The 25,179-nt window shown below is 58.7% G+C and carries 23 protein-coding genes; 8 read left to right on the top strand and 15 right to left on the bottom strand.

The annotated features are described in order from the left end of the window. Positions 1–10 precede the first annotated feature (10 nt). The 8 genes from trbL to traI are packed head-to-tail and all read right to left on the bottom strand — an operon-like array spanning position 11 to position 6,961. Positions 11–1,198 (bottom strand): P-type conjugative transfer protein TrbL, encoded by a 1,188-nt coding sequence (trbL, locus tag LQ231_RS25000; RefSeq protein ID WP_230174790.1) that lies wholly within the window; start codon positions 1,196–1,198, stop codon positions 11–13. After that, the gene (gene trbK, locus LQ231_RS25005) at positions 1,192–1,419 is read right to left on the bottom strand and encodes an entry exclusion protein TrbK (protein WP_230174792.1); all 228 of its coding nucleotides are present in this window, start codon (positions 1,417–1,419) and stop codon (positions 1,192–1,194) included. The genes trbL and trbK overlap by 7 nt, the downstream gene beginning before the upstream one ends. Beyond that, positions 1,416–2,225 carry a P-type conjugative transfer protein TrbJ gene (trbJ, locus tag LQ231_RS25010; protein WP_230174794.1) on the bottom strand — a complete coding sequence of 270 codons (810 nt, stop codon included), beginning with the start codon at positions 2,223–2,225 and terminating at the stop codon, positions 1,416–1,418. The genes trbK and trbJ overlap by 4 nt, the downstream gene beginning before the upstream one ends. Continuing rightward, the gene (locus LQ231_RS25015) at positions 2,197–4,665 is read right to left on the bottom strand and encodes a conjugal transfer protein TrbE (protein WP_230174796.1); all 2,469 of its coding nucleotides are present in this window, start codon (positions 4,663–4,665) and stop codon (positions 2,197–2,199) included. Before LQ231_RS25015 ends, trbJ begins: the two co-directional genes overlap by 29 nt. Positions 4,666–4,668: 3 nt before the next feature. Next, positions 4,669–4,968 carry a conjugal transfer protein TrbD gene (locus LQ231_RS25020; protein WP_230174798.1) on the bottom strand — a complete coding sequence of 100 codons (300 nt, stop codon included), beginning with the start codon at positions 4,966–4,968 and terminating at the stop codon, positions 4,669–4,671. Beyond that, positions 4,961–5,365, bottom strand: coding sequence for a conjugal transfer pilin TrbC (gene trbC / locus LQ231_RS25025; protein ID WP_230174801.1), 405 nt, complete (start codon positions 5,363–5,365; stop codon positions 4,961–4,963). Before trbC ends, LQ231_RS25020 begins: the two co-directional genes overlap by 8 nt. Next, a complete protein-coding gene (trbB, locus tag LQ231_RS25030) occupies positions 5,355–6,326 on the bottom strand; it encodes a P-type conjugative transfer ATPase TrbB (protein ID WP_230174803.1) in 972 nt (323 codons plus the stop codon). The genes trbC and trbB overlap by 11 nt, the downstream gene beginning before the upstream one ends. After that, positions 6,323–6,961 carry an acyl-homoserine-lactone synthase TraI gene (traI, locus tag LQ231_RS25035; protein WP_230174805.1) on the bottom strand — a complete coding sequence of 213 codons (639 nt, stop codon included), beginning with the start codon at positions 6,959–6,961 and terminating at the stop codon, positions 6,323–6,325. The genes trbB and traI overlap by 4 nt, the downstream gene beginning before the upstream one ends. 710 nt (positions 6,962–7,671) lie before the next feature. Here traI and repA point away from each other — a divergent pair. From repA to LQ231_RS25065, 6 genes are all read left to right on the top strand, one after another. Further along, complete coding sequence (repA, locus tag LQ231_RS25040) at positions 7,672–8,919, top strand: plasmid partitioning protein RepA (protein WP_230174807.1); 1,248 nt, start codon at positions 7,672–7,674, stop codon at positions 8,917–8,919. Beyond that, entirely contained in the window at positions 8,916–9,914 is a 999-nt protein-coding gene (gene repB / locus LQ231_RS25045; RefSeq protein WP_230174809.1) for a plasmid partitioning protein RepB, read from the top strand. Before repA ends, repB begins: the two co-directional genes overlap by 4 nt. 155 nt (positions 9,915–10,069) lie before the next feature. Further along, positions 10,070–11,284: a plasmid replication protein RepC gene (gene repC, locus LQ231_RS25050; protein ID WP_230174811.1), complete on the top strand. Its 1,215-nt coding sequence runs from the start codon at positions 10,070–10,072 to the stop codon at positions 11,282–11,284. 665 nt (positions 11,285–11,949) lie between these two features. Next, positions 11,950–13,707: a gamma-glutamyltransferase gene (gene ggt, locus LQ231_RS25055; RefSeq protein WP_230174813.1), complete on the top strand. Its 1,758-nt coding sequence runs from the start codon at positions 11,950–11,952 to the stop codon at positions 13,705–13,707. Positions 13,708–14,147: 440 nt separating this feature from the next. Then, positions 14,148–15,134 carry an AraC family transcriptional regulator gene (locus LQ231_RS25060; RefSeq protein WP_230174815.1) on the top strand — a complete coding sequence of 329 codons (987 nt, stop codon included), beginning with the start codon at positions 14,148–14,150 and terminating at the stop codon, positions 15,132–15,134. A 59-nt stretch (positions 15,135–15,193) separates the two neighbouring features. Then, positions 15,194–16,402, top strand: coding sequence for an MFS transporter (locus LQ231_RS25065; protein ID WP_230174817.1), 1,209 nt, complete (start codon positions 15,194–15,196; stop codon positions 16,400–16,402). Between the two features lie 94 nt (positions 16,403–16,496). Here the strand turns inward: LQ231_RS25065 and LQ231_RS25070 are convergent, their stop codons facing one another. Next, positions 16,497–16,901 carry a host attachment protein gene (locus LQ231_RS25070; RefSeq protein WP_230174819.1) on the bottom strand — a complete coding sequence of 135 codons (405 nt, stop codon included), beginning with the start codon at positions 16,899–16,901 and terminating at the stop codon, positions 16,497–16,499. A 330-nt stretch (positions 16,902–17,231) separates the two neighbouring features. On the opposite strand from LQ231_RS25070, the gene LQ231_RS25075 reads away from it, so the two are divergent. Then, positions 17,232–18,524 (top strand): pilus assembly protein TadG-related protein, encoded by a 1,293-nt coding sequence (locus tag LQ231_RS25075; protein ID WP_230174821.1) that lies wholly within the window; start codon positions 17,232–17,234, stop codon positions 18,522–18,524. Positions 18,525–18,540: 16 nt separating this feature from the next. On the opposite strand, the gene LQ231_RS25080 is transcribed toward LQ231_RS25075, so the two are convergent. Continuing rightward, entirely contained in the window at positions 18,541–19,632 is a 1,092-nt protein-coding gene (locus LQ231_RS25080) for a PAS domain-containing protein (protein WP_230174823.1), read from the bottom strand. Positions 19,633–20,120: 488 nt separating this feature from the next. Between LQ231_RS25080 and LQ231_RS25085 the strand changes: the two genes are divergently transcribed. Next, the gene (locus LQ231_RS25085) at positions 20,121–20,276 is read left to right on the top strand and encodes a hypothetical protein (RefSeq protein WP_230174824.1); all 156 of its coding nucleotides are present in this window, start codon (positions 20,121–20,123) and stop codon (positions 20,274–20,276) included. Here the strand turns inward: LQ231_RS25085 and LQ231_RS25090 are convergent. The 5 genes from LQ231_RS25090 to LQ231_RS25110 form a co-directional block, all read right to left on the bottom strand. Next, positions 20,263–21,213, bottom strand: coding sequence for a sugar kinase (locus tag LQ231_RS25090; RefSeq protein ID WP_230174825.1), 951 nt, complete (start codon positions 21,211–21,213; stop codon positions 20,263–20,265). The two genes, LQ231_RS25085 and LQ231_RS25090, sit on opposite strands and share 14 nt — an antisense overlap. Before the next feature lie 25 nt (positions 21,214–21,238). After that, on the bottom strand, positions 21,239–21,994 hold the full coding sequence (gene kduD, locus LQ231_RS25095) for a 2-dehydro-3-deoxy-D-gluconate 5-dehydrogenase KduD (protein ID WP_230174826.1): 756 nt from the start codon (positions 21,992–21,994) through the stop codon (positions 21,239–21,241). Between the two features lie 44 nt (positions 21,995–22,038). Continuing rightward, the gene (locus LQ231_RS25100; RefSeq protein ID WP_230174827.1) at positions 22,039–22,779 is read right to left on the bottom strand and encodes a GntR family transcriptional regulator; all 741 of its coding nucleotides are present in this window, start codon (positions 22,777–22,779) and stop codon (positions 22,039–22,041) included. Between the two features lie 233 nt (positions 22,780–23,012). Next, the gene (locus LQ231_RS25105) at positions 23,013–23,450 is read right to left on the bottom strand and encodes a globin domain-containing protein (protein WP_230174828.1); all 438 of its coding nucleotides are present in this window, start codon (positions 23,448–23,450) and stop codon (positions 23,013–23,015) included. Between the two features lie 68 nt (positions 23,451–23,518). Continuing rightward, positions 23,519–25,177 carry a urocanate hydratase gene (locus tag LQ231_RS25110; RefSeq protein WP_230174829.1) on the bottom strand — a complete coding sequence of 553 codons (1,659 nt, stop codon included), beginning with the start codon at positions 25,175–25,177 and terminating at the stop codon, positions 23,519–23,521. Positions 25,178–25,179: the final 2 nt, after the last annotated feature.

The following is a 25,179-nucleotide window of genomic DNA, read 5'->3' on the forward strand; positions in this document are numbered from 1 at the left end:
CGGCCTCCAGTTATTTGGTCTCGTTGATCGGCGGGGGTGGAGGAGGTCCGGGGCGGCTGGCCTGCTGGTCGAGTTTGGCATTGGCAAGCCCGAGCAGAGAACCGGCGTATGCCCCGGGCGAACCGATTGCTTTGTCTTTCGCGGCCGAACTGAGCGCACCTGCCGCCCCGCCGATCCCAGCTTCCATGCCGCGCATCGCGGCACTACCGAGCGACGCTCCCCCTGCCCTTGCCGCGCCTGCTGCCTGAAAACCTCTGCTGGCTGCTGCCGTGGCCAAAAAGCCGGCGCCCGCCGCAACCGAAGCGGCCTGCCCGCCGTGGCGGATCGCTTCCATGCCCCCGGATACTGAGGCGCCCTGGACGACACCCTGCAGGATCGGCGGCACATACATCGCGATGACGAAGACCACGACCGATATGCCCGCGATCGCTAGCGTCGTGATGAACTGCTCTGAAGTAGCTGTCGGTGCCTCGGCGAGGCCCAGCAGGATGTCGGAGCCGATCTTGGCAATCATCACCAGCGCCATCAGCTTCATGCCGACAGAGAAGGCATAGACCAGATATTTGATGGCGAAATCCTTGGTATAGGACGTTCCACCCAATCCGAGCATGATCATTCCTGCCAGAAGTCCGACATACATTTCCACCATGACCGAGACGAAGATAGCAGCAACGAGCGAGAAGCAGACGACGACCACGACCATGGCGAAGACAGCGGCGATCGCCAGGGCGTTATCCTCAAAGAGGCCAAACTTCGCTTGCTCGGACATCTTTGTTGCGACACGAATGCCGGCGTCGAAAATGTTGGCGGGCGAGGCCGAACCATCGCCTGCGCCTATCTGGTAGAGGCTATCGATGACCGCCTTGGCGAAGGCCGGCCCGTGATCGAGGATGAAAGCAAAGAGCCCGATGAACATGATGCGCTTCACCAGCTCTGCAAACCAGCTGTCGAGCGATGCGGCGTTAATTGCCAGCCACACGGCGGCGATGCCGACCTCGATGCCCGCAAGAATCCAGAACAACGACCGCGCCGCATTCATGACCGTCGTCTCCCAGCCCTTGGCGGCGGCGGCGACGGAGGTCTCCAGTGTGGTGAGCACCTGTCCTTGCTGCGCCAGAGCAGGTGTGCTCGCGATCAGGAAAAGTCCGATCGCGGTGAAGGCGAGTTCGAGGAGCCGGTAGGGTCGAACAATCAGCATGTCGGCTTCACCTCCTGACCACTGCGAATGTCGTGCCCGGTGTCGCCACCGAAGAACCTTTCCCGGTGAGCGCGGCGATCTGCGTCGGATGCAGCTTGCAGAGACGCTTCGCCCGCTCCGGAAAGGCGTGCCGCAGGCGGCTGGACGATCCACCTAACGACGCCGATACCGGACGCGATGATCCCCACGACAGCAAGGATGACGACAAGACGCGGGCTCACCAGCGCGGTTCCATCGTCTGCCCACCACGTATGTCGCGCTCGCTTCCGCTGAAGAATTGTTCACGGCGCGCCTGGGCGAGATCCTTCTGCGCCTGCTCCGACTGAAACCAGGTGCCCATCATCGTCATTTGGCTTGCAACCAGGCCACGCAGCTTTTGCATCTGCGCGACCTGCTGTGCCGCGATCTGGTGTCCAACCTGCAACGCCTTCATCTGCCCATCGGCCGATTCCGACATCGACCGCAGCGATGACATCGTGCTCTCTTCGCTCGAGAACTGGTCGGCCGTCAGGTTTGCGGCCTTCAGGGTACCTCCGATCGTATCGCGGTTGGTGTCGGACCAGTTCTGGTATGTCGATGAGAAACTTTGTGCATCAGGCAGGTTGCTCTTCATCTCGGCAAAGCTCTGGAAGCGCTGCTTGAGCACATCGTCGATATTGCCCATCGAGAAGGCGACGCCCTGACCTTGCGCCACGACATTCTGCAGGTTCTTCAGGTCGTTCTCGACCTGACCCCAGATGTGGCTCGGCAATTGCGCTGTGTTCTGCAGCATATTGTTGTAGATGTTGATCTGGTTCTGGATCTGCTCGGCAAGCTGCGAGATCTGGGTAATCTGGTTGTTGACCTGCTCGGCCGACTTGCCGACCAGCGAGATCAGTTCGGTATTGTTGGCAATCTGCGTCCATTCCGTGGCCTGACCCGTGACACCGCCCGCATAGGTTGGAATGGGTAACGCGACCGGGATGACGATGGCCGCGATCATGACGGCGCGCGCCGCATCAAGCGGCCGGAAAGAGCGTTTCGGCATGGGCGATCCCCCTTTGCTGGAGCCAGTGGAGGGGCCATGCGGCCCCGTGTTCGGAATGCAGGGCGCGGATGCGCTTGAGGTCTTCCTTGCCCGTCGCCCCGACAAACGAGAGCGCGACCGGACCGAGCGCCATGTCGAAGAGCCTTCGGCCCTCCGGTGCGACGACGTAATACTCGCGCTTTGGAATGGCGGTCGCGACGATCTCGATCTGCCGCTCGTTAAAACCGATGCGCTCATAGAACTCACGCGTGCCCGGTTCGCGTGCCGCGCCGTTCGGCAGGCAGATTTTCGTCGGGCAGCTTTCCTTCAGTACATCGATGATGCCGGAGCGCTCCGCATCCGAGATCGACTGGGTGGCGAGCACAACGGCGCAGTTGGCCTTTCGCAGCACCTTCAGCCATTCCCGGATTTTGTCGCGGAAGACCGGATGACCGAGCATCAACCAGGCCTCGTCGAGAATGATCAGACTGGGTGCGCCGGTCAGGCGTTTCTCGATGCGACGAAACAAGTAGGTGAGAACGGGGACGAGATTGCGCTCGCCCATGTTCATCAGTTCCTCGATCTCGAAGCATTGGAATGCGCCAAGCGCCAGGCCGTCCTGCTCGGCATCGAGCAACTGACCCATCGGGCCGTCGACGGTGTAGTGATGCAACGCGTCCTTGATCTCGCGCATCTGCACGCCGGAGACAAAGTCCGACAGCGAGCGGCCGCGCGATTCTGCCATCAACGCCAACTGCCTGGAAATGGCGTTGCGATAATCCGGGGTAATGGTCACACCTTGCAGCGCCACCAGCATTTCGATCCACTCGGAGGCCCAGGCGCGGTCGCCGTCGGTCGACAGCTCGGCGAGCGGGCAGAAGGCAAGCGCCTTCCCTTCTCCACTGGCCGACGCGCCAATATCGCCGCCGATCTGGTAGTGATCGCCATCAAGGCCGAGCGTAAGCGGCAGCATCGATCCGCCCTTGTCAAAAGCGAAGACCTGGGCATCGGCATAACGCCGGAACTGCGCGGCAATCAGTGCCAGCAGCGTCGACTTGCCCGATCCGGTCGGGCCGAAAATCAGAGTATGTCCAACATCGTCCACATGCAGGTTAAGCCGGAACGGCGTCGACCCCGATGCCACCTGCATCAGCGGCGGCGAGGCCGGCGGATAGAATGGGCAAGGCGCGGTTGGACTGCCCGACCAGACGGAATTGAGCGGGATGAGGTCGGCGAGGTTGCGGGTATTGACCAGCGGCTCGCGGATATTGGCATAGGAGACGCCCGGCAGGCTGCCGAGAAACGCATCCGTCGCGTTCAACGTCTCGATGCGCGTGCCAAAACCCTCCGCCTGGATCAGCCTGCGGATCGCCTCGCACTTCTCCTGGAGCCGGGTCGGATCTTCTTCAAAGATCACGATGACCGGAGTGTAATAGCCATAGGCGACGAGCTGCGAGGAGGCTTCTGCAATGGCGTCTTCTGTTTCTGCCACCATCATCATGGCGTCCTGATCGACCGAGTGTGATTGCGTCTGGAACAGCTGGTCGAAGAACGGCCGCACTTTCTGCTGCCACTTCTTGCGGGTGCGCTCGAGGCGCGCCCTTGCTTCCTCGGCGTCGAGAAAGACGAAGCGTGACGACCAGCGATAGGTGAGCGGCATCTGGTCAAGGCTGTTGAGGATCCCCGGCCAGCTTTCAGCCGGCAGACCGTCGATCGCCACCACGCCGAGAAAGCGGTTCTCGACCATTGGGGTCAGGCCGTGCTGCAATTCGGCCGTTACCAGCCAGTCGAGATACATGGGGATGTCTGGCAGGCGAACCGGATGGTTCTCGCCGGTCACGCAGAAGCGAATGAACTGGAAGAGTTCGTCGTATCGCGCGACACGGAACCCACCGCGATCCGGCGTTTCCCGTGTCATCATCCGGCGGATCGACACGACATTGGCGAGATACTGTTCGACCTCACGGAACGAGGTCAAAAAGCTTTGCAACACCGTGTCGGCATAAGTAGCGGAACGGCTGGCTGCATCCGAATAGACATACCGCGTCAGGCCGGAGCGCCTTGGTTCCGGCGGTCGCCATGTCAGGATCAGAGCGTGCCGGCTTTCGAAATGCCCCCTCTCCTTCTGAAAATGCGTTCGCCGCTCATCGTCAATGGCGCGTGTGACGGGATCGGGAAAGTGGGATTCAGTCTCGGTCGGGTAATCGTGGGTTGGCACGCGCACGGCCTCGACTTGGATCATCCAGCCCGAGCCCAGTCGCGAAAAGATGGCATTGATCTGTCGCGACACCTCGTTGCGCTCGGCGTCGGTCGAGCTCTCGCTATCTGGCCCGGCAAAATACCAGCCGGCCATCAGGGAGCCGTCTTTCAGCAGAATGACCCCATTATCCACGAGGCCGGCATAGGGCACCAGATCGGCAAACGATGGTCCGGAATGGCGGAATGATTTGAGCGCCACCATCTCTTAGAACTCGCGCCACGGCGACGACGTCGCGCGATACGACGTCTTGTAAGAGATGTGGCGGAGATAGACACGCCGCATCAGTGGATCGGATTTGGCCATCAGGCGGAGTGCCGCGACCGCGACCAGCCAGAACGCGATGCCGAACAGTGCCGCGTACCAGGTCAGGACGACGAAGATCAGGATGATGGCAGCTAGCGCCGTCAGCAGCACGAGCTCGCGGTCGGCGCCCATCAACAGATTCGGACGCGATAATGCCCTGTGCAAACGCGAGCGCGCCAGAGAGGATCCGGCCTCAGCCATGAGCCCCCTCCCCCGCTGTGGCCGGCGTCGCCTTCGGTTCGGGAGTTCCTTGCTCGGCCTGTGCGTGGCCCTCGCCGATCGAGGCTCCGGTCGCACCGAAGAGAGCGACGATCTGGGTGGCTCCAAGCAGGACGCCCCCAACCAGCGCGACATAGCAAAGCCGTCTCGCGAAATCGTTGAGTTCGCCTCCGAAGATCAGCATGGCGCCGGCAATGGCGACAGCAGCCAGCGCGATGAACCCGGCGACAGGTCCGGTGATTGATTGCTGGATCTGTTGCAGTGGCGATTCCCACGGGAGACCGCCGCCTCCCGAGGATGCGAGCGCCGGTTCTGCAAGACCAGTTGAGACGGCGATCAGTGCCGCACAGGTGAGTGAGATATTGGTTCTACGCGACATGGCTGTCCTCGTCGATCTGCGCATAGTGTTCGGTCTGGTAGCGGCCGTTGCGGTATCCTTCGATGTGGATCACCTCACGAACCCGCCTCCCCTTTCCCGTTCGTTCAATAGAGACGACGAGATCGACTGCCTCGCCGATCACCTCCTGCATCGGCTGATGGCTGGCTTCTGCCGTCAGTTGCTGCAGTCGGCGCAAGGCTGACATCGCCGTATTGGAATGGATCGTGGTGACGCCGCCGGAGTGGCCGGTATTCCAGGCCTTGAGTAGCGTCAGTGCCGCGCCGTCGCGGACCTCACCGACGATGATGCGATCGGGACGCAGGCGCATCGTGCTCTTGAGCAGACGCGCCATGTCGATGGTATCGCTTGTGTGCAGCGACACGGCATTCTCGGCCGCGCATTGGATCTCTGCCGTGTCTTCGAGGATGACCATTCGATCATCCGGCGACGCAGTCACGATTTCGGCAATGATGGCATTGGCGAGCGTCGTTTTGCCCGACCCCGTGCCACCGGAGATGACGATGTTCATCCGCGCATCGATCGCGCTTCGAATGGCAGATGCCTGAGCCTCGGTCATCACCTTCGACTTCACATACTCGGTCAGTGGAATGAGACGCGAGGCGCGACGGCGGATCGTGAATGCCGGTCCGGATACCACCGGCGGCAACAGCCCCTCGAAGCGGTGTCCGCCAATCGGAAGTTCGCCAGAGATGATCGGCCGCTCGTCGTCGGCCTCCGACTGCAGGGCATGCGCGACGCTGCCGATGACAACTTCGGCTGCGCTGGTGCTCATTGCGCCGGCGGGCGCCACGCCGTGCCCTAGCCGTTCGATGAAGAGCCGGCCGTCTGGATTGAGCATGATCTCGACTACGGTGGCGTCATCGAGCGCGATGCAGAGTTGGTCGCCGAGTGCATCCTGCAGTTTGCGGACGAGACGGGGATGAGAACGGAGTTGGGTCATGCGACGCTCCGGATCTGACGACTGTGATCTTCGGCGTTGATTGAGCGGTAACCATGCGGGCAAACTCGTGCAAAACTTTCCCGATCGGCTGGCAGGGTTCCGGCGACGGCCACGGTGTTGCCGATAGTCACAGGGTCGCCAAGTCGTTTCATCGGCCATCCGGCCCGGTTCAGGATGCGCTCAAAGCGCAGATCGGTTGCGGTGACGATCTCGTCGTATTTGTTTGCCATCGACCACTCGATGATTCCGGCAAACATGGCAAGCGTCGTGAGATGAAGTCGTCCCCCTCCCCTGTGGGCGGGCAACGATGTGTCGACGCAGAACCGGGAGCTCTCCACCATTGTGACCGATGCGTTGAGGGAACCGCTTGAAAGCAAATCTGGAAATGTGCGTTCAAGCATGGTTGGGCCGACTGCCGGCAATAGCCGCACACAGCCGACGACCCTCTCTTCGCCCGTCACTGCGAGGATGTAAGTTGGGTTGAGCTGGTCGTACTCGTCCCGCTCGCCTGTGTCAGTGATTGTGACATTCCATTCCAAGCGCTCGCCGAAGACTGCGGCTCTTAGGCGGTGCATCTGACTTAGATGATTGGCATGATTGACATATCGATCTGGCGAAATGGTGAAAACCTGCATCTTGATCTCCGCATAAAGTGGACATGCGTGAAAGATCATTTGAAACGGCGCGTGACCACCTGCAGATCTGCAGACGGTGGTTCTGGCGTTTCTTAGGATTGCCCAAAAGCAATGCGCAATGCGTTTGTGTAACACCAGCAGAATTCTGCAGATCTGCATTAATGGTGAGCTTCATGAAAACGCGAAAGTCAGTCTAAGCATGCGAAACCTATTGGGGATTCACCTTAAACGGGGAATCCACGATGCGCGGATTAACGCCTTGTTCCTATTTAATCTCTTGCAGCAGGGGGGAAATCGCTGGACAAATTCCTAAGCCCACCGCTGTCGCAGGGCTACAAGGGGGGCGTGCCGTACCATTGCGAGCACTTCGCCGGCGATTCCTTCCCCGCGAAATCGGCAGAATCGCTTCGAGTTCGTATTGTGAGTCGGTCTGACCGAGTCGGCATCCGTGGTGACATTCGTAGCGCTCAATTGAAGTGAGGAGCGACAACCATGCATTTTTTTGACTCCTTTTCGTATGTTGCAGCGGAGGGGACTTCTGATGGAAAATCTATTTTTTCATTGGGATTTGAATTACTTAGTCTGAAGCCAGTGCGATATCATTAGGGATTTATTTGCCTTCAACAGCTTGCCCGCCGAATGGAATTGGGTCTTATTCGTCGCATGCGGAGTTTGGGCGTTTGCCGGCCTTGTTCCGCAGACGGGACAAAATGGACGAGAAGATGACGAAAATCGCGAGGGCCGAAACCTACAAAAAAAATCCGCTTCGCTCTAAAATCAAGAGCCATGCGGCCTCGCTTTCGGCTAAGCTGCAAGAGCATCAAACGAACATATTCTCACCCAATGCTCGTAAGGGAATTCGGGCATTCACGCCATCTGAAGCGGCTAAGCTGCTAGGTGTGGCCGAAGGCTATCTTCGCACGGCGGCCGTTGAGCTGGAGCGAAAAGCGGCCGAAGGCGGCGAGCAGGAATTCAGCCCGGCGCTCGCGGGCGGCCGGCGCATGTATTCTGTCCAGGACATTTCGGCCATGAGGGTACATCTCGATAAGCCTGCGCGGGCGAACGGTCGCTACGTGCCGCATCGGCGCGAGGGTGAAGGTCTCCAGATTCTGTCGATCATGAATTTTAAGGGCGGATCGGGCAAGACGACGACCTCTGCTCACCTCGCGCAGTACCTTGCATTGCGTGGCTACCGGGTCCTGGCTATCGATCTTGATCCGCAAGCCAGCCTTTCTGCCCTATTCGGGAATCAACCTGAATTTGATGTAGGGCCGAATGAGACCATTTACGGTGCGATCCGGTATGATGAGGAGCGGCGACCGATACAGGAGATCATTCGCGGGACCTATATCCCGGATCTTCACATCATCCCGGGCAATCTGGAGCTGATGGAATTCGAGCACGATACGCCGAAGGCGCTGATGCAGCGCAAGCCCGATGATGTGCTGTTTTTTGCGCGGCTACAGGCTGCCATTCAAGACATTCGTGACGATTACGATGTTGTGGTCATTGACTGCCCTCCCCAGTTGGGCTTCCTCACTCTGTCCGCATTGACGGCAGCGACATCGGTGTTGATCACAATCCACCCGCAAATGCTGGACGTCATGTCGATGAACCAGTTTCTGTCGATGACAAGCGCCTTGCTTGATGAGATCGCTGAAGCCGGCGCGGAAGATCGCAACAGCTGGATGCGTTACCTGATTACGCGCTTTGAGCCGACTGACGGACCGCAGAACCAGATGGTGGCCTTCCTTCGATCGATGTTCGGCGAGGACGTACTCGTCAATCCTATGCTCAAGAGCACGGCGATTTCCGACGCAGGCATAACCAACCAGACGCTTTTCGAGGTCGAACGCAGCCAGTTTACGCGGTCCACTTACGACCGGGCACTTGAGTCGATGAACAACGTCAACGCCGAGATCGAAACACTGATCAAGGCGACATGGGGCAGATCATGAGCCGCAAGAACCTTCTCTCCTCACTGCACGGCGAAGCAAAGACCACCCCGGTGTCTGCATCACCACCATTCGTGCGGCCGCTCCTTGATGCGGCCAAGTCGAAGCCAATGGCGGCCGTCAGCAAATCGATCGGCGATCTGAATGAAAGAAGCCGTCGCGCCAACGAGATCGAACGGAAATTGGCTGAGGGCCAGGTAATTATTGAGCTGGACACGGCCGCGGTCGATCCCTCGTTCGTCCAGGATCGAATGCCGGGTGATATCGACGGTTTGCTCGCCTCCATTCGTGAACAGGGCCAGCAGGTCCCAATCTTGGTTCGTCCGCACCCCGAGACGCCAGGCCGCTATCAGGTCGCTTTCGGCCACCGTCGCCTGCGCGCTGTTGCCGCACTGGGTCTTCCGGCCAAGGCCATTGTCCGCGAGCTGAGCGATGAACAGCTCGTCATCGCTCAGGGCCAGGAGAACAATGAACGCGAGGACCTGACCTTTATCGAGAAGGCGCGGTTTGCAGCACGGTTGAAAGAGCGGTTCTCGCGAGAGACAATCATATCTGCGATGTCGCTCGACAAAGCCGACCTGTCGAGGATGCTTAACCTGATCGAATCTCTGCCCAGCGACCTGGTCGATGCGATCGGTCCGGCACCGGGCGTCGGCCGTGGTGGGTGGCAGCAACTCTCCGAGTTGCTCGAGAAGGCCCCTACTTCATTGGAGGGGTCGAAATTCGCCATGTCCGATGCGATCCAGAGCCTACCGTCGGCAGAGCGTATCAAGGCGATGATTGCGCATCTCAAGCCACGCCATGTTGAGCGCGGCGCGCCAGGCGTGTTGTCAACGCCAACAGGAGTGCGCTTGGCCGTTGTGAAAGAGGGCCGTGGTAAACTGGAGATTTCGATCGACAAGAAGATGACGCCGGAGTTTGCGGCGTTCGTGCTTGATCAATTGCCCGGTCTCTTCGAGGAGCATCAGGCCACGCAGCTAAAAAAGAAGGAAGCGTAACCGCAAAAAGAAAGGGCCCCCAAAACGTCGCCGTTCCGGAAGCCCATTCTGTGTCCTAAGCAAACGCAGAATCGCATTTCCTGGAATCATCGTCAAGAGTCTTTGGCATCGTTTTGATGAGCGTTTTTCTTTTGCCTGCTGAAAGGTGAGAGACCATGCATACCGGAAGTGTAACGACGCCATTCGGGCGGCGGCCGATGACGCTTGCGCTGGTGCGGCGGCAGACAGCCTCGGCCGATATCAAGCCCGGAAAGGTTGTCGACAAGTGGAAAGTCTTTAGGGACGCGTCCGCCGCGATCGACTTATTGGGCATCCAGTCGAACAGCCTGGCTGTTCTCGACGCGCTGCTGACATTTCATCCGGACAATGAGCTCCGGCAGGACGCGCAGTTGGTCGTATTCCCTTCGAATGCCCAGCTTTGTCTGCGGGCCCATTCAATGGCAGGCGCCACGCTGCGTCGCCATCTCGCGGTGCTCGTCGATGCCGGTCTGATCGTAAGAAAGGACAGCGCCAACGGAAAGCGCTACGCCAGGAAGGATGGCAAGGGAGAGATTGAATGTGCCTACGGCTTCGATCTGTCACCGCTTCTGGCGCGCTCGGAGGAGTTGGCGTTCCTGGCACAGCAGGTCATGGCCGATAGAGCGGCACTCAGGAAGGCAAAAGAGAGCCTGACGATCTGCCGCAGAGACGTCCGCAAGCTGATCACGGCTGCCATGGAGGAGGGGGCAGAAGGGGACTGGCAAGAGATTGAGGACATGTATGTCTCCCTGGTTGGGCGTATTCCTCGCGTTGCCGTATTGGAGCGCACGGCAGAAATTCTCGATGAAATGCAGATGCTTCGCGAGGAAGTCATCAATCGGTTGGAAATTCAGGATGTTTCAGCAGCAACGAGCACCAATGACGCTCATATCGAGCAGCACAAACAGAATTCAAATACCAAATCCATATATGAACTTGAACCTTGCTCAAGAGATGAGAAGGGCGAGAAGCCGAGCCTAGTCCGTCAACCGAGCAACGCGCTGCTGAAGGCCTTCCCGCTGTGCATAGTGCTGAAAGCCTGCCCGCAGATCGTTGACTATGGGGATGGTGGCATGATTGAGAACTGGCGCGGCTTGATGAAGGCGGCCGTCGTGGTGCGTTCAGTGCTTGGCATCAGCCCGTCGGCCTATCAGGACGCCTGCGAAATCATGGGCCCGGAAAATGCGGCCTCAGCTGTGGCCTGTATCCTGGAACGTGCAACCATGATCACGTCAGCCGGGGGATATCTTCGCGACCTAACAAAGCGTGCGGCACGCGGCGAGTTTTCGCTCGGACCAATGATCATGGCGCTAATCAAGGCGAACGGGCAGGAAGGATTGCTGGCTGGTTAGCTGTTGGTCGCTCCCAACCCGCGCAAGCGTATGAAAACATATGTTTTTTGGATTTAATGTTTCGCATTCGGTTGGCAGTTAGCGTTTCGATGACGAAATGCACACGAAAGCAACTGCGGCGGAACTGCTGACGCGTTTGAACCTGCTTAGATCCACAGCTCGGCCCCAGCAGCACAGCGTTCCGAACGGGCGGATCGAGGATGAAACAGCGACGGCGGCTGAAGAGGTGCCAACGTCAGCCCGACACGAAATCTGAACCTACGATCGATAGCGACCGTTGCTGCGCAAAGACGTGGGGCACGACCAGTGCAGCCGGGAGCAGGTGCGAAGAGCCATCCAACGAATGCGTTGGCCGCAGATGAGACACGCGGCGCGGGGAACACCTTGCGCTGGCAGCGAGAATGCCGGCGATCATTCAGCATGATTGCGCAGGTAAGCTTGCGAGACTTGGCCTTTGGTCGCTCCCAACACGTTTAAGGTGCTGAAAGACATGCAAACTTTGGATCGACTATATGAAGGTCGTTCCTCGACAGGGTTTTGCTGGGGCTGAGGCAAGTGCGATAGATAGCTCATGATTGTAAGATTGCCACCGGCACGGAGCCCGTAGCGTATCTTGTTCTTTTCTCCCCTGTTCGGCACAATCGAATAGCAAAAGGGAGGCGGTTATGCGCGTAGTTTCATTGTTACTTGCTTTCTTATTTTCCTTTTCGTGTCCGCAATTGGCACTGTCGCAGCAGGCATCCGACATTATTGCTCCAGAGAAGGCGACGAGTGTCACCTCGGCAAAACGGGTGGAAGCGAAACGTTTCATGGTGGCGGCTGCCAATCCGCTCGCGGCGCAGGCCGGCCGAGAGATTCTCGTTAAGGGTGGCAATGCAATCGACGCCCTCGTAGCAGTGCAAACCGTACTGGGCCTCGTGGAGCCGCAAAGTTCCGGTCTCGGTGGTGGCGCTTTTCTCGTCTATTTTGATGCAGCCTCCGGGAAAATAACGACTTTCGACGGTCGCGAAACTGCACCGATGGAGGCCACACCAAAGCTGTTTCTCGATTCTGACGGCCAGCCGCTGAAATTCTTGGATGCAGTGGTCGGGGGGCGCTCTGTTGGCACGCCCGGCACCGTTCGTCTGATGGATGAAGTACACAGGCGCTATGGCAAGCTTTCCTGGGCTCAGCTCTTCGCACCGGCGGAAAAGCTTGCCGTCGATGGATTCGAGGTCTCACAGCGGCTGTCAAACCTAGTGAAGGGGGAAGGCGACAAGCTGAAACTTTATCAAGATGCCCGCTCCTATTTCTTTAATCCAGACGGTTCACCGCTCTCCGCAGGGGCGATGTTGAAGAACCCTGACTATGCTACGACGCTCAGGGCAATAGCCGAAGGCGGCGCGGAGGCCTTCTACAACGGTCCGATCGCTGAAGCGATCGTCAGGACGGTCAGTGAGGCCGAAGGCAATCCCGGCGTGTTGTCGCTTACTGACCTATCCAGTTACCGGATCAAGGAGCGTGAGCCGGTCTGTCTCGCCTACCGCGGTTTCGACATTTGCGGCATGGGACCGCCTTCGTCCGGCGCTGTGGCAGTTGGGCAGATCCTCGGAATGCTTGAGAATTTCGACATTAGGGCTCTCGGTCCAGACCACGTGCAAAGCTGGCGGCTGATTGGGGACGCCGAGCGCCTCGCTTTTGCTGACCGCGAACGTTATCTTGCCGATACCGATTTCGTACCGGCACCAGTCAAGGGGCTGCTGCGTAAGGATTATCTTGGGGAAAGAGCACGACTGCTCGATGGGTACAATGCGCTTTCTGATGATCAGGTAAAAGCTGGCCAGCCGACCTGGGATCATGCGCTCCTGTTCGGGAAGGATGTTTCGATGGAATTGCCATCCACCAGCCATTTTGTCATCGTTGACGGAGAAGGCAATGTCGTCTCCATGACCACCACAATCGAAAACGGTTTCGGTTCGCGCCTCATGACAGGTGGCTTTCTTCTTAACAATGAACTCACCGACTTCTCTTTCAAGACACATAACGACGGATTGCCGATTGCGAACCGGGTCGAACCGGGCAAGCGGCCACGCTCGTCCATGGCGCCAACCATTGTGATGAAGGAGGGAAAGCCGGTGCTCGCAATCGGATCGCCCGGCGGCAGTCAGATCATTGGCTATGTCGTGCAGGCGCTCCTGGGATATATAGACTGGGGCATGCCAGTCGAGCGGATCGTCGCAGAGCCGCACCTGGTCAACCGCTTCGGCAAGTTTGACATTGAGTTAGGCACGCGGGCGGAGGCTTTCATAGAGCCGCTGAAGTTGCTGGGCTATGAGGTGAACGAGACGGAAATGACCTCCGGTCTGCACGCAGTGGAGCTGACCGCAGATGGCCTTGCAGGCAGCGCGGACCCTCGCCGCGAAGGAGTTGCAGTTGGCGATTGAGTGCCAATCCGGTTCACCTTGTCGGGATTGCCATATTCCGACAATGTTGGTTTTCATTCTTTAGAACCATGTCCAATGCAGCTCTTGTCAGTGCGTCATTGCGGCGCCAAAATACGGCTTCAAGAAGCATTCGGAAAATAAGGCGGTCATTCGATCGATGCCGGCGACAGAACGCAAGACGGGGCCAGCTTGCAATGGCGAGTTGATCCCGACATGCAGATGATCTGCCGACTTTGCCCTGCGCCAACAAGGCCAACCATCTCTTCAAAAGACAGATGTGGCCATGAACTGGCTACGGAGACGCGCGTCCACAAGGCGTGCTGTGTTGTCAGCGGCCGTGCCGTCTAGCCCATCCTTTGCGCTCGAAACGATCGGAATGACGTGTCAACGAGCGCATGTTCCGATTTGCCTCTCGGACAATTGGCATCTATAACAGGTAAATGCCTGACCGTTCGTCCCAACCGTCTTCACCGCATATTCCAATGGATCCGCTTAGCGAAGTCCTGCAAGACTTCCGCTTGAGCGGCGTTAACTATAGCCGCTGCGAACTCCGTCACCCATGGAGCATCGCTTTTCCGCAACAACAGCTGCTTCGTTTTCACTTTGTCAGCCAAGGTCCATGTTGGATCCATACGACGGCGCTAGGTTGGCAGGAATTGCGCGATGGCGATCTGGTGCTGCTGCCGCAAGGTATCGCCCATCGACTTGCCAGTGCGCCAGACGTTGTCGACGACTCCCTCAACGAATGTCAGGTGACCAAGTTGGGGACCAACATTTGCGACGTGGTGCGAGAAGGGACTGGCGCGACGAGCACCCTTTTCTGCGGCTCGATGGCCTTGGGCGTTTGTGCTCTTGATCCTTTGATCGCTTTGATGCCGCCCATCATCAAGGGCTGTGATGTCGCCGGCAATGACCCCATCATTGGCCCGTTGCTGGCCGCGATGACTGTGGAGGCAACTCATCCGCAGATGGGCAGCGCCACAATCCTATCACGAATGGCGGACCTCCTCACAGCGAGGCTGATCCGCTGCTGGGTCAACTGCACCGGCGCCCCGACGGTCGGTTGGCTCGCTGCGATCCGTGACCCCAATATCGGCCGCGCCTTGGCAGCTATGCACCGAGATCCGGGACATATCTGGACGCTCGAAAGACTCGCTGCCGTGGCGGGTCAATCCCGCTCGGTTTTCGCGGAGCGTTTCAGCGCAGTGTTGGGAGAAGGCGCGGTGCATTATCTTGCCCGCATGCGCATGCAGCACGCCCGCGAGTTGTTGGGCCAAAGCGGCATGTCGGTTGCCGATGTCGCTAGCCGGCTGGGCTATGAGTCCGAGGCGTCCTTCGCGCGCGCGTTCAAGCGGATCACAAGTGTTTCGCCGGGCGTTGTGCGCCGCACAATTTCCGGACGAACAGACATGGATTTCGGATTTTAAGACACATCACATCCGAGAAAACTCGTCTATGAAGATCTCCAACTTTTGGAGATACCTCAATGGCAGACACGACGTTCCAGCTTGAAGACGCAGTAAACGATCCCGACACCGCTCCGCCAGCCGCGTGGAGCTCGGCCACGTGGTTCGCAGTCCTTTCGATGGCAGCCACCAGCTTTGCTCTGGTGTCGGCGGAGTTCATGCCGGCAGGCATGTTGACACCAATGGCGCGCGATCTCGGCGTCAGCGAGGGAATGGCCGGACAGGTCGTGACCGCCACCGCGTCTGTCGGCGCCGTGACGGCTATCTTGAGCAATGTCCTAATTGGCCGGTTGAACCGCAAGACGGTGCTGGTTGGTCTGAGCGCATTGGCTGTCGGCTCCAACATTCTAGCGGCGACTGCGACCGATTTTTGGCTGCTGTTGTTAGGTCGAGCGGGGTTGGGCATCGCCCTCAGCGCTTTTTGGGCGCTTTCAGTTGCCGTCGTGGCAAGACTGGTTGGCGCCAATGCAACAGGCCGCGGCATGGCGATCGTCACTCTTGGCGTCTCGCTCGCCACCATTGCCGCACCGTCGATGGGCGCATTGATCAGCGATTGGTTGGGCTGGCGCACCGCCATGGCCATGACAGCGGGTCTGGCCGCACTTGCCATGTTGCTGCAGTGGCTCAGTCTGCCGACCTTGCCTGCGACCACAAGTAACAGCCTTGGCGACGTTTTCCGGCTGACACGGCGACGTGGCATTCAGATTGGCATGCTGGCAATCCTCTTGCTGATGACGGGTCATTTCGCGGGTTCGGTCTATGTTCGCCCCTTCCTCGAACAGGTTACGCTCCTTACAACGGGGCCGATTGCGCTTGCACTGCTCGGATTTGGCATCGCCGCTGTGATCGGGAACATTGCGGGTGGTCGCATGGCCGACGCCAATATCCGCATCGCCCTCGTCGTCACGGCCGCTTTGATGGCGGTTGCGGCGCTTGCTTTGGTATTTTGGGGCGTGCACATCAGTATTGCCTTCGGCTTCGCGGCACTGTGGGGTTTCGCCTTCGGCATGGCCCCGGTCGTTCTTCCGACCAACCTGTCCCGCGCCGCGCCCGACGCGCTGGAGGCTGCTGGCAGTCTGATGGTGACCTCATTCCAGGTGGCAATCACGATTGGCGCGGTTGTCGGAGGCTATATCGTCGACACATATGGCGCGACGGGACCGTTGACGCTGACCGCTATCCTCGCCGCATCGACGGTTGTGCTGGCGATCCTGCAGCCTAGGAGCTGATCTACGCTACCGGGCATTCTCAGGCCCCGGGCGTTTCCAACATATGCAAATTCTTCCGCCGAAGGAGATCGGCGGAAGGTGGTATTCGCTATCGTCAGGCGGCGGCAAGTGCCTTTTCAATGTCCTGAATCGAATGACCGGTCAGATCCTTGTCGAGTTCGCCGAGCAGCACTTCGGACAAAGCCTTGTGGTAGCCCTTGCGCAACTCTCCCAAGGTGCGCGGCGCTGCGATGATCACCAGATTGGCTATCTTGCCGTCCAGGACCTGCTTGTTCAGCATATCCGCGACACCTCTGCCGAAACCATCCTCTTCCTGCTGACTGTCATCGGGGTTGGCCGCGCTGCTGGCATGGCGAGCGCCGGATGCGATTTTTGAGCTGTCCATCTCAGGTTCGGACATTGCGTTGAGCTTGACGTTGGCTGCGTCACCTTCATTCTGAAACAGGCTAAGCTTTTCGCCGTCGGCAACAGCGATCACGGTGTTCTGGGGAAGATGCATCTTGGTCTCCACGGTTGGCCGGCATAGCGCCGGCAGTGTGGCCGAATGTGTCGTTCAGCTCAGCATCAACCCTTCTGACCGTTACTATGTTCCAAGAGAACGCAACGGTTTGATCTCCCGCAAGAAGGCCAGCCCGGACAATGCGAAGCATGGACCGGGTGGGTGGCACGTTACCATGCCGAGCGGTCGGCAGCTGCCGGTATGACCTCTGATCCTGTTGAAATGTGCGGGCGCCGTCGCATCCAACAGCAGGAAATCATAAACCATTCGAGCCAACGATTTCCTCACGATCGAGGCGTAAAAGATGCCCCAAGGGATTCGGGGTATTTTATGTTTAAGCGTATTTTGGGTGATCGATCTGGCAATTTCGGGATGATGACTGCGCTGCTGCTTGTGCCGATCATCGGAACGGCAGGGCTGGCGCTGGATATCAGCGATGCCTTGTTGGTTAAGACCACGCTTCAGGGCGCAGCAGATGCTGCGGCAATTGCCGCTGTGGCGGAGAATTCCGCCGGGGTCTCTGAAGCCATGCAGATGAGTTCCGACGGACCGCTGACGGCCGCGATTGCCGACGCAACCAAGATATTCGTCGCACAGGCCGGCAGCGGCATGGGCTACGAGCTCGTCAGCACCGATGTGCAGGTCGTCAAGACGGGCAGTGAACTCAAGGCAGTCTTCAGCTACAAGGCAAAGGTCCCGACAACACTGGCGCGGGTCCTGGGTCAGGATGCGGTCACGGTATCCGGGACAGCCGAAGCCGTGTTCCAGACCCAGACCTTTCGGGATTTCTATCTCTTGCTCGACAACACGCCGTCGATGGGCGTTGGCGCAACGCCCGCCGATGTCGCGAGGATGGTGAACAACACCTCGGATCAGTGCGCGTTTGCGTGCCATATCGTCAAGGATGGCACTGAAGACAAGAACAGCTACTACAATCTTGCCAAGAGGCTCGGCGTCACCATTCGTATCGATGTTGTGGCCAAGGCAACCGCCGCCTTGATGGATACGGCGAAAAGCATGCGCAAAAGTGCGAACCAATATCGCATGGCGGTCTATACCTTTGGCGAAAAGGCAGAGGACACCAAACTTCTCGAAGTGGCTTCACTGACCGAAAACCTCGATGCAGTGCAAACCAAGGCGGCCAAGATTGGTCTCATGTCCATCCCGAAGCAGGGCTATGACAATGACCAGCAAACCGATTTTGACCGGGCATTGAAAAATATCGGCACTCTGGTCGGAGCCGCGGGAACAGGAGTATCGGCTGGAAGTCCTGAAAAGGTTGTCTTCTTCGTTTCCGATGGTGTCGGCGATGCCTACAAGCCCAGTAGCTGTACGAAAAGGACGACGGGTGGTCGATGCCAGGAGCCGATCGACATCGTTGAATGCACCGCGCTGAAGGCCAAGGGCTATCGAATTGCGGTGCTCTACACGACCTATCTGCCTCTTCCGACCAACAACTGGTACAATGACTGGATAAAGCCGTTCCAGGCGGAGATTCCCAAGCGCATGGAAGCCTGCGCGTCGCCAGGCCTCTATTTCGAGGTAAGCCCCAGCGAGGGCATCACGAACGCGATGAATGCCCTGTTCAAGAAAATCGTCAGCATGCCGCGCCTGACAAGTTGATTGGCGCTGGTGGCGCTTATCTCGGGCTGTGGAAAGCGACGGTGACCGTTCCAGCGGGGTTGATCGCAAACTCGATACCGTGCTCTTCGAATGCGGCGCGAATGGCCTGCAGCGAGGCCGGCCTGGTTGCCCGGTCGCCCTCGCCCTCGATCCGGCGGATGGAAGATACAGAGACGCCTGAAAAGCGCGACAACTCGTCCAGTGTCCATTGCAGCATGGCGCGGGCGGCTCTGACCTGAACGGGCGTCAGCATGTTCATGGACGGTGGAAGCGCTTGCACTTCGCGATTGAGATCGGCCTGGCGCATGATGATGCCGAGCCATTCATGGGTCCTCCCTCCCCGCTTGATGATCGGCACGGCGCGGGCGTGAAACCATTCGTAGTGGCCGTTGACCAGCAGGATACGGTGATTGACCGCGTAGGGAATGAGCGTTGAGACCGACTCCTGCCATCTGCGGCGCACCATTTCACGGTCATCGGGATGAATGGTCTGGATCCAGCCGCTATTGGCCGCATCCATTTCGTTCTGTCCTGTAAGCGCAGTCCAACCATGGGAAAAGATCGGGTTGCCATCCGCCGTTGACCGCCATTCCATTTTTGCCAGAGAGCCAACCAGGGCTCGGTACCGGTCGAGTGCATCCTCGAGCGCCTGTCGGCCTTCTTGCTGGTCGGTGACATCGATGATCAGTCCGATGGCCTTTGAGGGTTTCTGCTGTCCGTCCAGAACCACCTCGCTCTTGAATTCCACCCAGCGGACCGTTCGATCGGACCGGATAATGCGAAAATTCCGGTTGACCGGAATGCCATGGCGGATCGTGGTCCAGATATCCTCGCCGTATCCGCGATCGTCCGGGTGAATGAATCGGGAAAAATCGCCGATACGGAATTGCGCGCCGTGATCCAGTCCCAGCACCCGAAGCAGACCAAGGGTTGCCGAGCAATCCCCCGTCACGATGTCGCTGGACCAGAATCCGATTGTCCCGCGATCCTCAACCAGCTTGAGAAAATGCGCCGAGGAGATGCCGGACATCTTGCGCACCGCTGCCTCGAATTGCTCCGAGCTCAGTTCCGTATCCGACTTGCTTCCGACCGCCGATTTTTCCTGCATTCGTCCCGTTCACCGGTTGACTATCTGATCTGGCTCGAGGTTTTTGCCACAAGCAAGCTCGAACGTGCATCGCCCCGAAAAGCCCGGTTTTCCTGCATTTGCGGACGCTAGCGCGCACAAATATACACTTCAAGACCTTTGCAGGTTCAGAAAAAACTTTCGAACATTCGAATGAATGGACTGAATATTTCAGGGTTCGTCATGACTGGTTAATGATCTTTTACACCTGTCGCGGGTGTAACGACGATCACAAGTGAACGCACAGCGTCCCCAGTTGCAACGCACGGAAAATCCGGTTCAGCGCAAGTTTACCTCATCCGCGGCAAGGGCCGAATCACTCATTGGCCGCATGGCGCTGGGATGACGCTGGAAAAATCCAGATCCGATGTCTCCTTCGGCCACTTTGCGGCCGAAGGAGATGTTAGACTGTCAGGACTTTTGAAACCCAAAGCATCTATAAGGATCAATCGGAGAAACGAGAGAATACCATGTCGAATGTCATCAAATTCGAGCGTCCGCCGGAACCCAAGGCGCCGAAGCCAAAAAGGTCGCTTACACCGGCAGCCCGCAAGGCGCTGATTTGGATCGGCGGGCTCGCGGCGATCGCGGCTGCCTGGGGCTATTTCTCGGTCACGGGTGGCTAGCCGGTCTCTGCTGCCATGGCCCCTGGGCCCCGGTCGCCTGGCGGACCAGCGCACCACGGGCGCCGATAACCCTGCCGGCAAGGGCAGCCCCTGCATGGGCCGCCTCGACCATTGTACCACCGGCAAGTTCTTCGGCAATGAAACCGGCATTGAAGCTGTCGCCCGCGGCCGTCGTGTCGACAACCTCTGCTGCCGGCTCGACCGGAACGACGATCAATTGGCCGTCGGCATCGAGCAGGCTGATTTCGCCGGCGCCATTCTTGACAGCTACACGCCCGGAGCCGGCCCGCTGATAGCGTCTGGCGGTGGCTTCCGCATCGATGTCTCCAAACCAGGACGCCTCGTCTTCATGAGAGGGCAGGCAGAGATCGGCAATGCTGGCTGCCCGCGTGATCCATTCCCGCATGTCGTCCGGGCTCTCCCAAAGGCGAGGGCGAAGATTGGAATCGAAGATGACCTTTCCACCCCGTGCTGCAAAGCCTCGCAAGGCGTCGATCAGCGTGATGCGGTCGGCCGGAGCAAGGATTGCCAGGGTAATACCCGACCAATAGGCAATTGATGCGCCGGTGAGCGCGAGCTCAAGCTTTTCAACATCTCTTGCCAGTTGCTTGGCCGCGCTATCGGAACGCCAATAGGCGAAGCTGCGCTCGCCATCTTTCAATTCGATGTAGTAGAGGCCGATCGTCTTGTCGGAAAGCCGCCGGATGTGGTCCGTTCCAATGCCCTCGCCGTCGAGGAAGTCGACCATGCGGTTGGATAGGCCGTCAGTACCCACTGCGGTGACATAGTCCACCGTCCAGTCGACCGGCAGTCTGCGACGCAGGTACCAGGCCGTATTTAGAGTGTCCCCGGCAAATCCCATTGAGAGTTGCCCCGGCACTCCCGTTTCCGACAATTCGCCCATGCACTCGCCGATGGATACGATACGTTTCATCACCCTGCCCTACCCTTTTTATATCTGTTCAACGTGCCAGCCAGCCGCCGTCAACCGGTAAAATCGTGCCATGCACATAGGCTGCTGCATCGGAGGCTAGAAAGACGGCCGCGCCGCCCAGTTCGGATGGATTGCCCCAGCGCGCCGCCGGAATACGGCCGAGAATCTCGGCCGAACGTTTCTGATCTTCTCGAAGAGCGGTCGTGTTGTTGGTGACAAAGTATCCAGGCGCTATCGCATTGACATTGATCCCTTTGCTCGCCCATTCGCAGGCAAGAAGCCGGGTGAGGCCGGCAAGGCCGCTTTTCGATGCTGTATAGGAGGGGATACGTATTCCGCCCTGGAAGGACAGCACGGACGCAATGTTGATGATCTTGCCGTAAGCTTTTGGGATCATGCGCTTGGCCACAGCCTGCGACAGGAAGAATGCACTTTTCAGATTGATATCCATGACAGCGTCCCAATCGGCTTCGGTGAAGTCGATAGCATCGGCTCGGCGGATGACGCCGGCATTGTTGACCAGGATATCGGCGGAGCCGAACTGATCCAGTGCCGCATCGACGATGTCGTTGACCGGTGCGATCGCGCTGAGATCGGCAGTGAAGGCGGCAAAACGTCCTCCCTGCCTCTCGATCAGGCTCGCCGTTTCGTCCATGCTCGACCGGCCAACACCCAATACCGCGGCGCCGGCCCCCGAAAGGGCTATAGCCAGTGCCTGGCCGATGCCGGTGTTTGCGCCGGTGACGATGGCAGTCCGGCCGGTGAGATCAAAGGAAACGGACATAGAAAAACCTCCCAAACGGCGCGCTGGCCGGCTCCATAAGGCAGCTACGACTGCCGATCATCGATAAAAATGGTCGGATCGAGATATTGGATGTCTTCGAGTTCCTCGATCATCCGGCCAATATGGATTTCCATGGCAGCGACGGCTGCGCAGTCATCGCGGCGACGCATACCGTCGATGATCGCGGCATGCTCCTCTATGACCACATCAAGCCGCCCCGATCGTGGGAGTGTGATGTAGCGGTAGCGATCGATCTGGACTTGAACCTGCCGGATCACGTTCCAGATGCCTGGATAACCTGCGAGCTCGGCTATGTGTTGATGGAATTCGCTGTCGATGCGGTGAAAGGCAAGAATATCGCCCTGCTCCGCACTGACGATCAATTGCGCCTGTTTTTCCTCAAGTTCGGCAAGCCCGCCTGGTGTGTCGCCGGCGATGGCGAGTGTGACCGTGGTCGCTTCCAATGCCTTGCGGATCAGGATCGCCTCGAACAGAGCGCGCCGGGGGATCAGGGCAACAAACGTTCCTGATTGGGGATAAATGTCAACGAGGCCTTCGTCGGACAGTCTCAACAGCGCTTCTCGCACCGGTGTCCTGCTCACGCCGAAACGTTCTCCCAGGTGTTTTTCGTTCAGGATATCGAGCGGCTTCAGGCGCATCTCTACAATGTCAGCGCGTAGGGCTGCATGTATCTGGTTGGCGGCCCGCGCGCCGCGCCCTCTGGAGACAACCATGTCAGTGGTGCGCGACGTGCCCGATCGTCCTGGATTTTCGGCTTCGACCATTGCTGAAGCCTCCCGCTTCACTCCCTGTCCTGACAAATTGATATACTAGTATTTTGTGAGAGACACGGGAAATACGCGCTTTGGAATGGCGCGCGTCGATTTCGTGCGTCAGTACGATACCGGATCAGTGCTGGCGGTCACTTAGCGCCTGGCCGCTGGTTTGCTCATACGCCGCGGCAACGCGGCGGCGCAATCAATCGCCGAATGGAAATCCAGCACACGCTATTCATATGTCAGTGCTGTTGCATATGCTCCTCAGCGGGAGAACCATAGGCGGCGTCGCACATGATGCCGGCCAGGAGCGTATAGGCGGCCAGCCATGCATGATGTGTTTCAGGCGTAAAATGCATGTCCAGCGTATCGTCCAAGGCTTCGATCAGGGCCTGCCCGACCTTGAGATAGTCTTCGCGCTTGACGCCGTAGCCAACATGTCGCCTGGCGATGACTTCGGCCACCGGAAGAAGCCGGTCCGCATCGTGAAGGTTTTTCACCACATAGGTCAGCGCCATCAGCAATTTTTCCGACTGCGCTGACAATTCCGTGCGAAACAAAGGTCTCAGAGCCGGATCGATTGCAAAGAGCTTGTCGTAGAATGAGAGAATGAACGGCGTACCAACAGCGAAGATGAAGCTGTAGCTGTCTTGAACGCGTTCCACTTGTGCCGGTGTCATGCCACTTCCCCTGATTGAGAAATGGCATATAAGCTCAAGTAGCTTTCGCTAAACTGGACAATGCAAAATCACGTTTTGATATGACCGACCGCATGTGCCTCTGCCGCCTCCAGCGCTTCATCGTAACCGGCGTCGGCATAGCGGATGATGCCGAGCGATGTGTCATTGGTAATCGCGTGATCGAGGCGTAAGTCGGCCTCTGTCGTTCCGTCCGCAACGAGCGTCACGCCGGAACTGGTCATGTAGCCTGCATAGCCGCCGCCACCGGAATGGATCACCACCAGGTCGGCCATCGACGAGGCCAGTGTCATCGCGTTGATCAACGGCCAGTCGGCAATGGCGTCCGAGCCATCCTTCATCTTTTCCGTCATGATATTGGGATGCGCCATTGCTCCGGCATCGAGATGGTCGCGGGAAAAGGCGATCGGCCCGGCAAGCGTGCCGTCGCGCACGAGTGCGTTTACTGCGAGCGCCAGTCGGGTGCGTTCGCCGTGGCCAAGCCAGGCGATACGCGCGGGAAGGCCTTCGAAGGGCACGTTTGCTCGCGCAAGCCGGATCCAGTTGGTGACGATCTGATTGTCAGGGAACATCTCCAGCACCAGATCGTCGATCATGGCAATATCGTCTTCCTCACCCGACAGGGCCATCCAGCGAAACGGTCCGATCGCTTTGCAAAACAGCGGACGCAGATAGGCCTCGGTAAAAATTGGAATGTCGAAAGCATCCTGCACGCCGCCCTGGAAGGCCTGCGTGCGAATCAGATTGCCATTGTCGAAAACCTCCGCCCCCTTTTTCTGGAAATCGAGCATGGCGCGGACATGCGTGACGATCGAGGCGCGGCTGGCGGCCATCAACTGGCCCTGCCCGTCTTCGCGCAAGGATCGCGCCTGTTCCAGCGTCATGCCGTTCGGCACGTATCCATAGACGAGGTCATGCGCCGAAGTCTGGTCCGAGACGATGTCTGGCGTGATGCCACGGGCGGCAATCGCGGGGTATATTTCGGCCGCATTGCCGACGAGGCCGACGGAGATGGCCTTCTTCTCGGACACAGCTCTCTCGATCATCGCCAATGCATCGTCGAGCGAGGTTGCGGCTTCGTCGAGGAAACCGATTTCCTTGCGCTTTTTGACCCGCTCGGGGTCGATGTCGACCACAAGGATGGCAGCACCTGCCAGGCGGCCGGCCAGCGGCTGCGCGCCGCCCATGCCGCCAAGTCCAGCCGTCAAGATGAAGCGCCCGGCCAGCGAGCCGCCGAAGCGTTTCTCGGCGATGCGCATGAAGATTTCATAGGTCCCCTGGATGACGCCCTGGCTGCCGATATATTGCCATGCGCCGGCGGTCAGCCCGCCCCAGCAGATCAGTCCCTTGCGCTGCAGGTCATAGAAGTTTTCCGCCTTTGCCCACTGACCGACAATGTTGCAATTGGCCATCAGGACCAAAGGCGCGCGCGAATGAGTCTTGAGCAGGCCGACCGGCTTTCCCGACTGGATGATCAGTGTCTGGTCTTCCTCCATCGTCTTCAGCGTCTCGACGATCGCGGCATGGGCAGACCAGTTGCGGGCTGCTTTGCCGAGGGCGGCATAGACCACAAGATTGTCCGGGTCTTCGCCGACCGAGAGTACGTTTTCGAGCAGGCGCAGAAGTCCTTCCTGCCGCCAGCCCTTGGCACGCAGCAAAGGCCCGCCGGGGATCGGAAATCGCGGATGGCGGGGGTTGGGCTTCGGCATGG

It is taken from the genome of Rhizobium sp. CECT 9324 (assembly GCF_918741265.1).
Lineage (GTDB): Bacteria > Pseudomonadota > Alphaproteobacteria > Rhizobiales > Rhizobiaceae > Allorhizobium.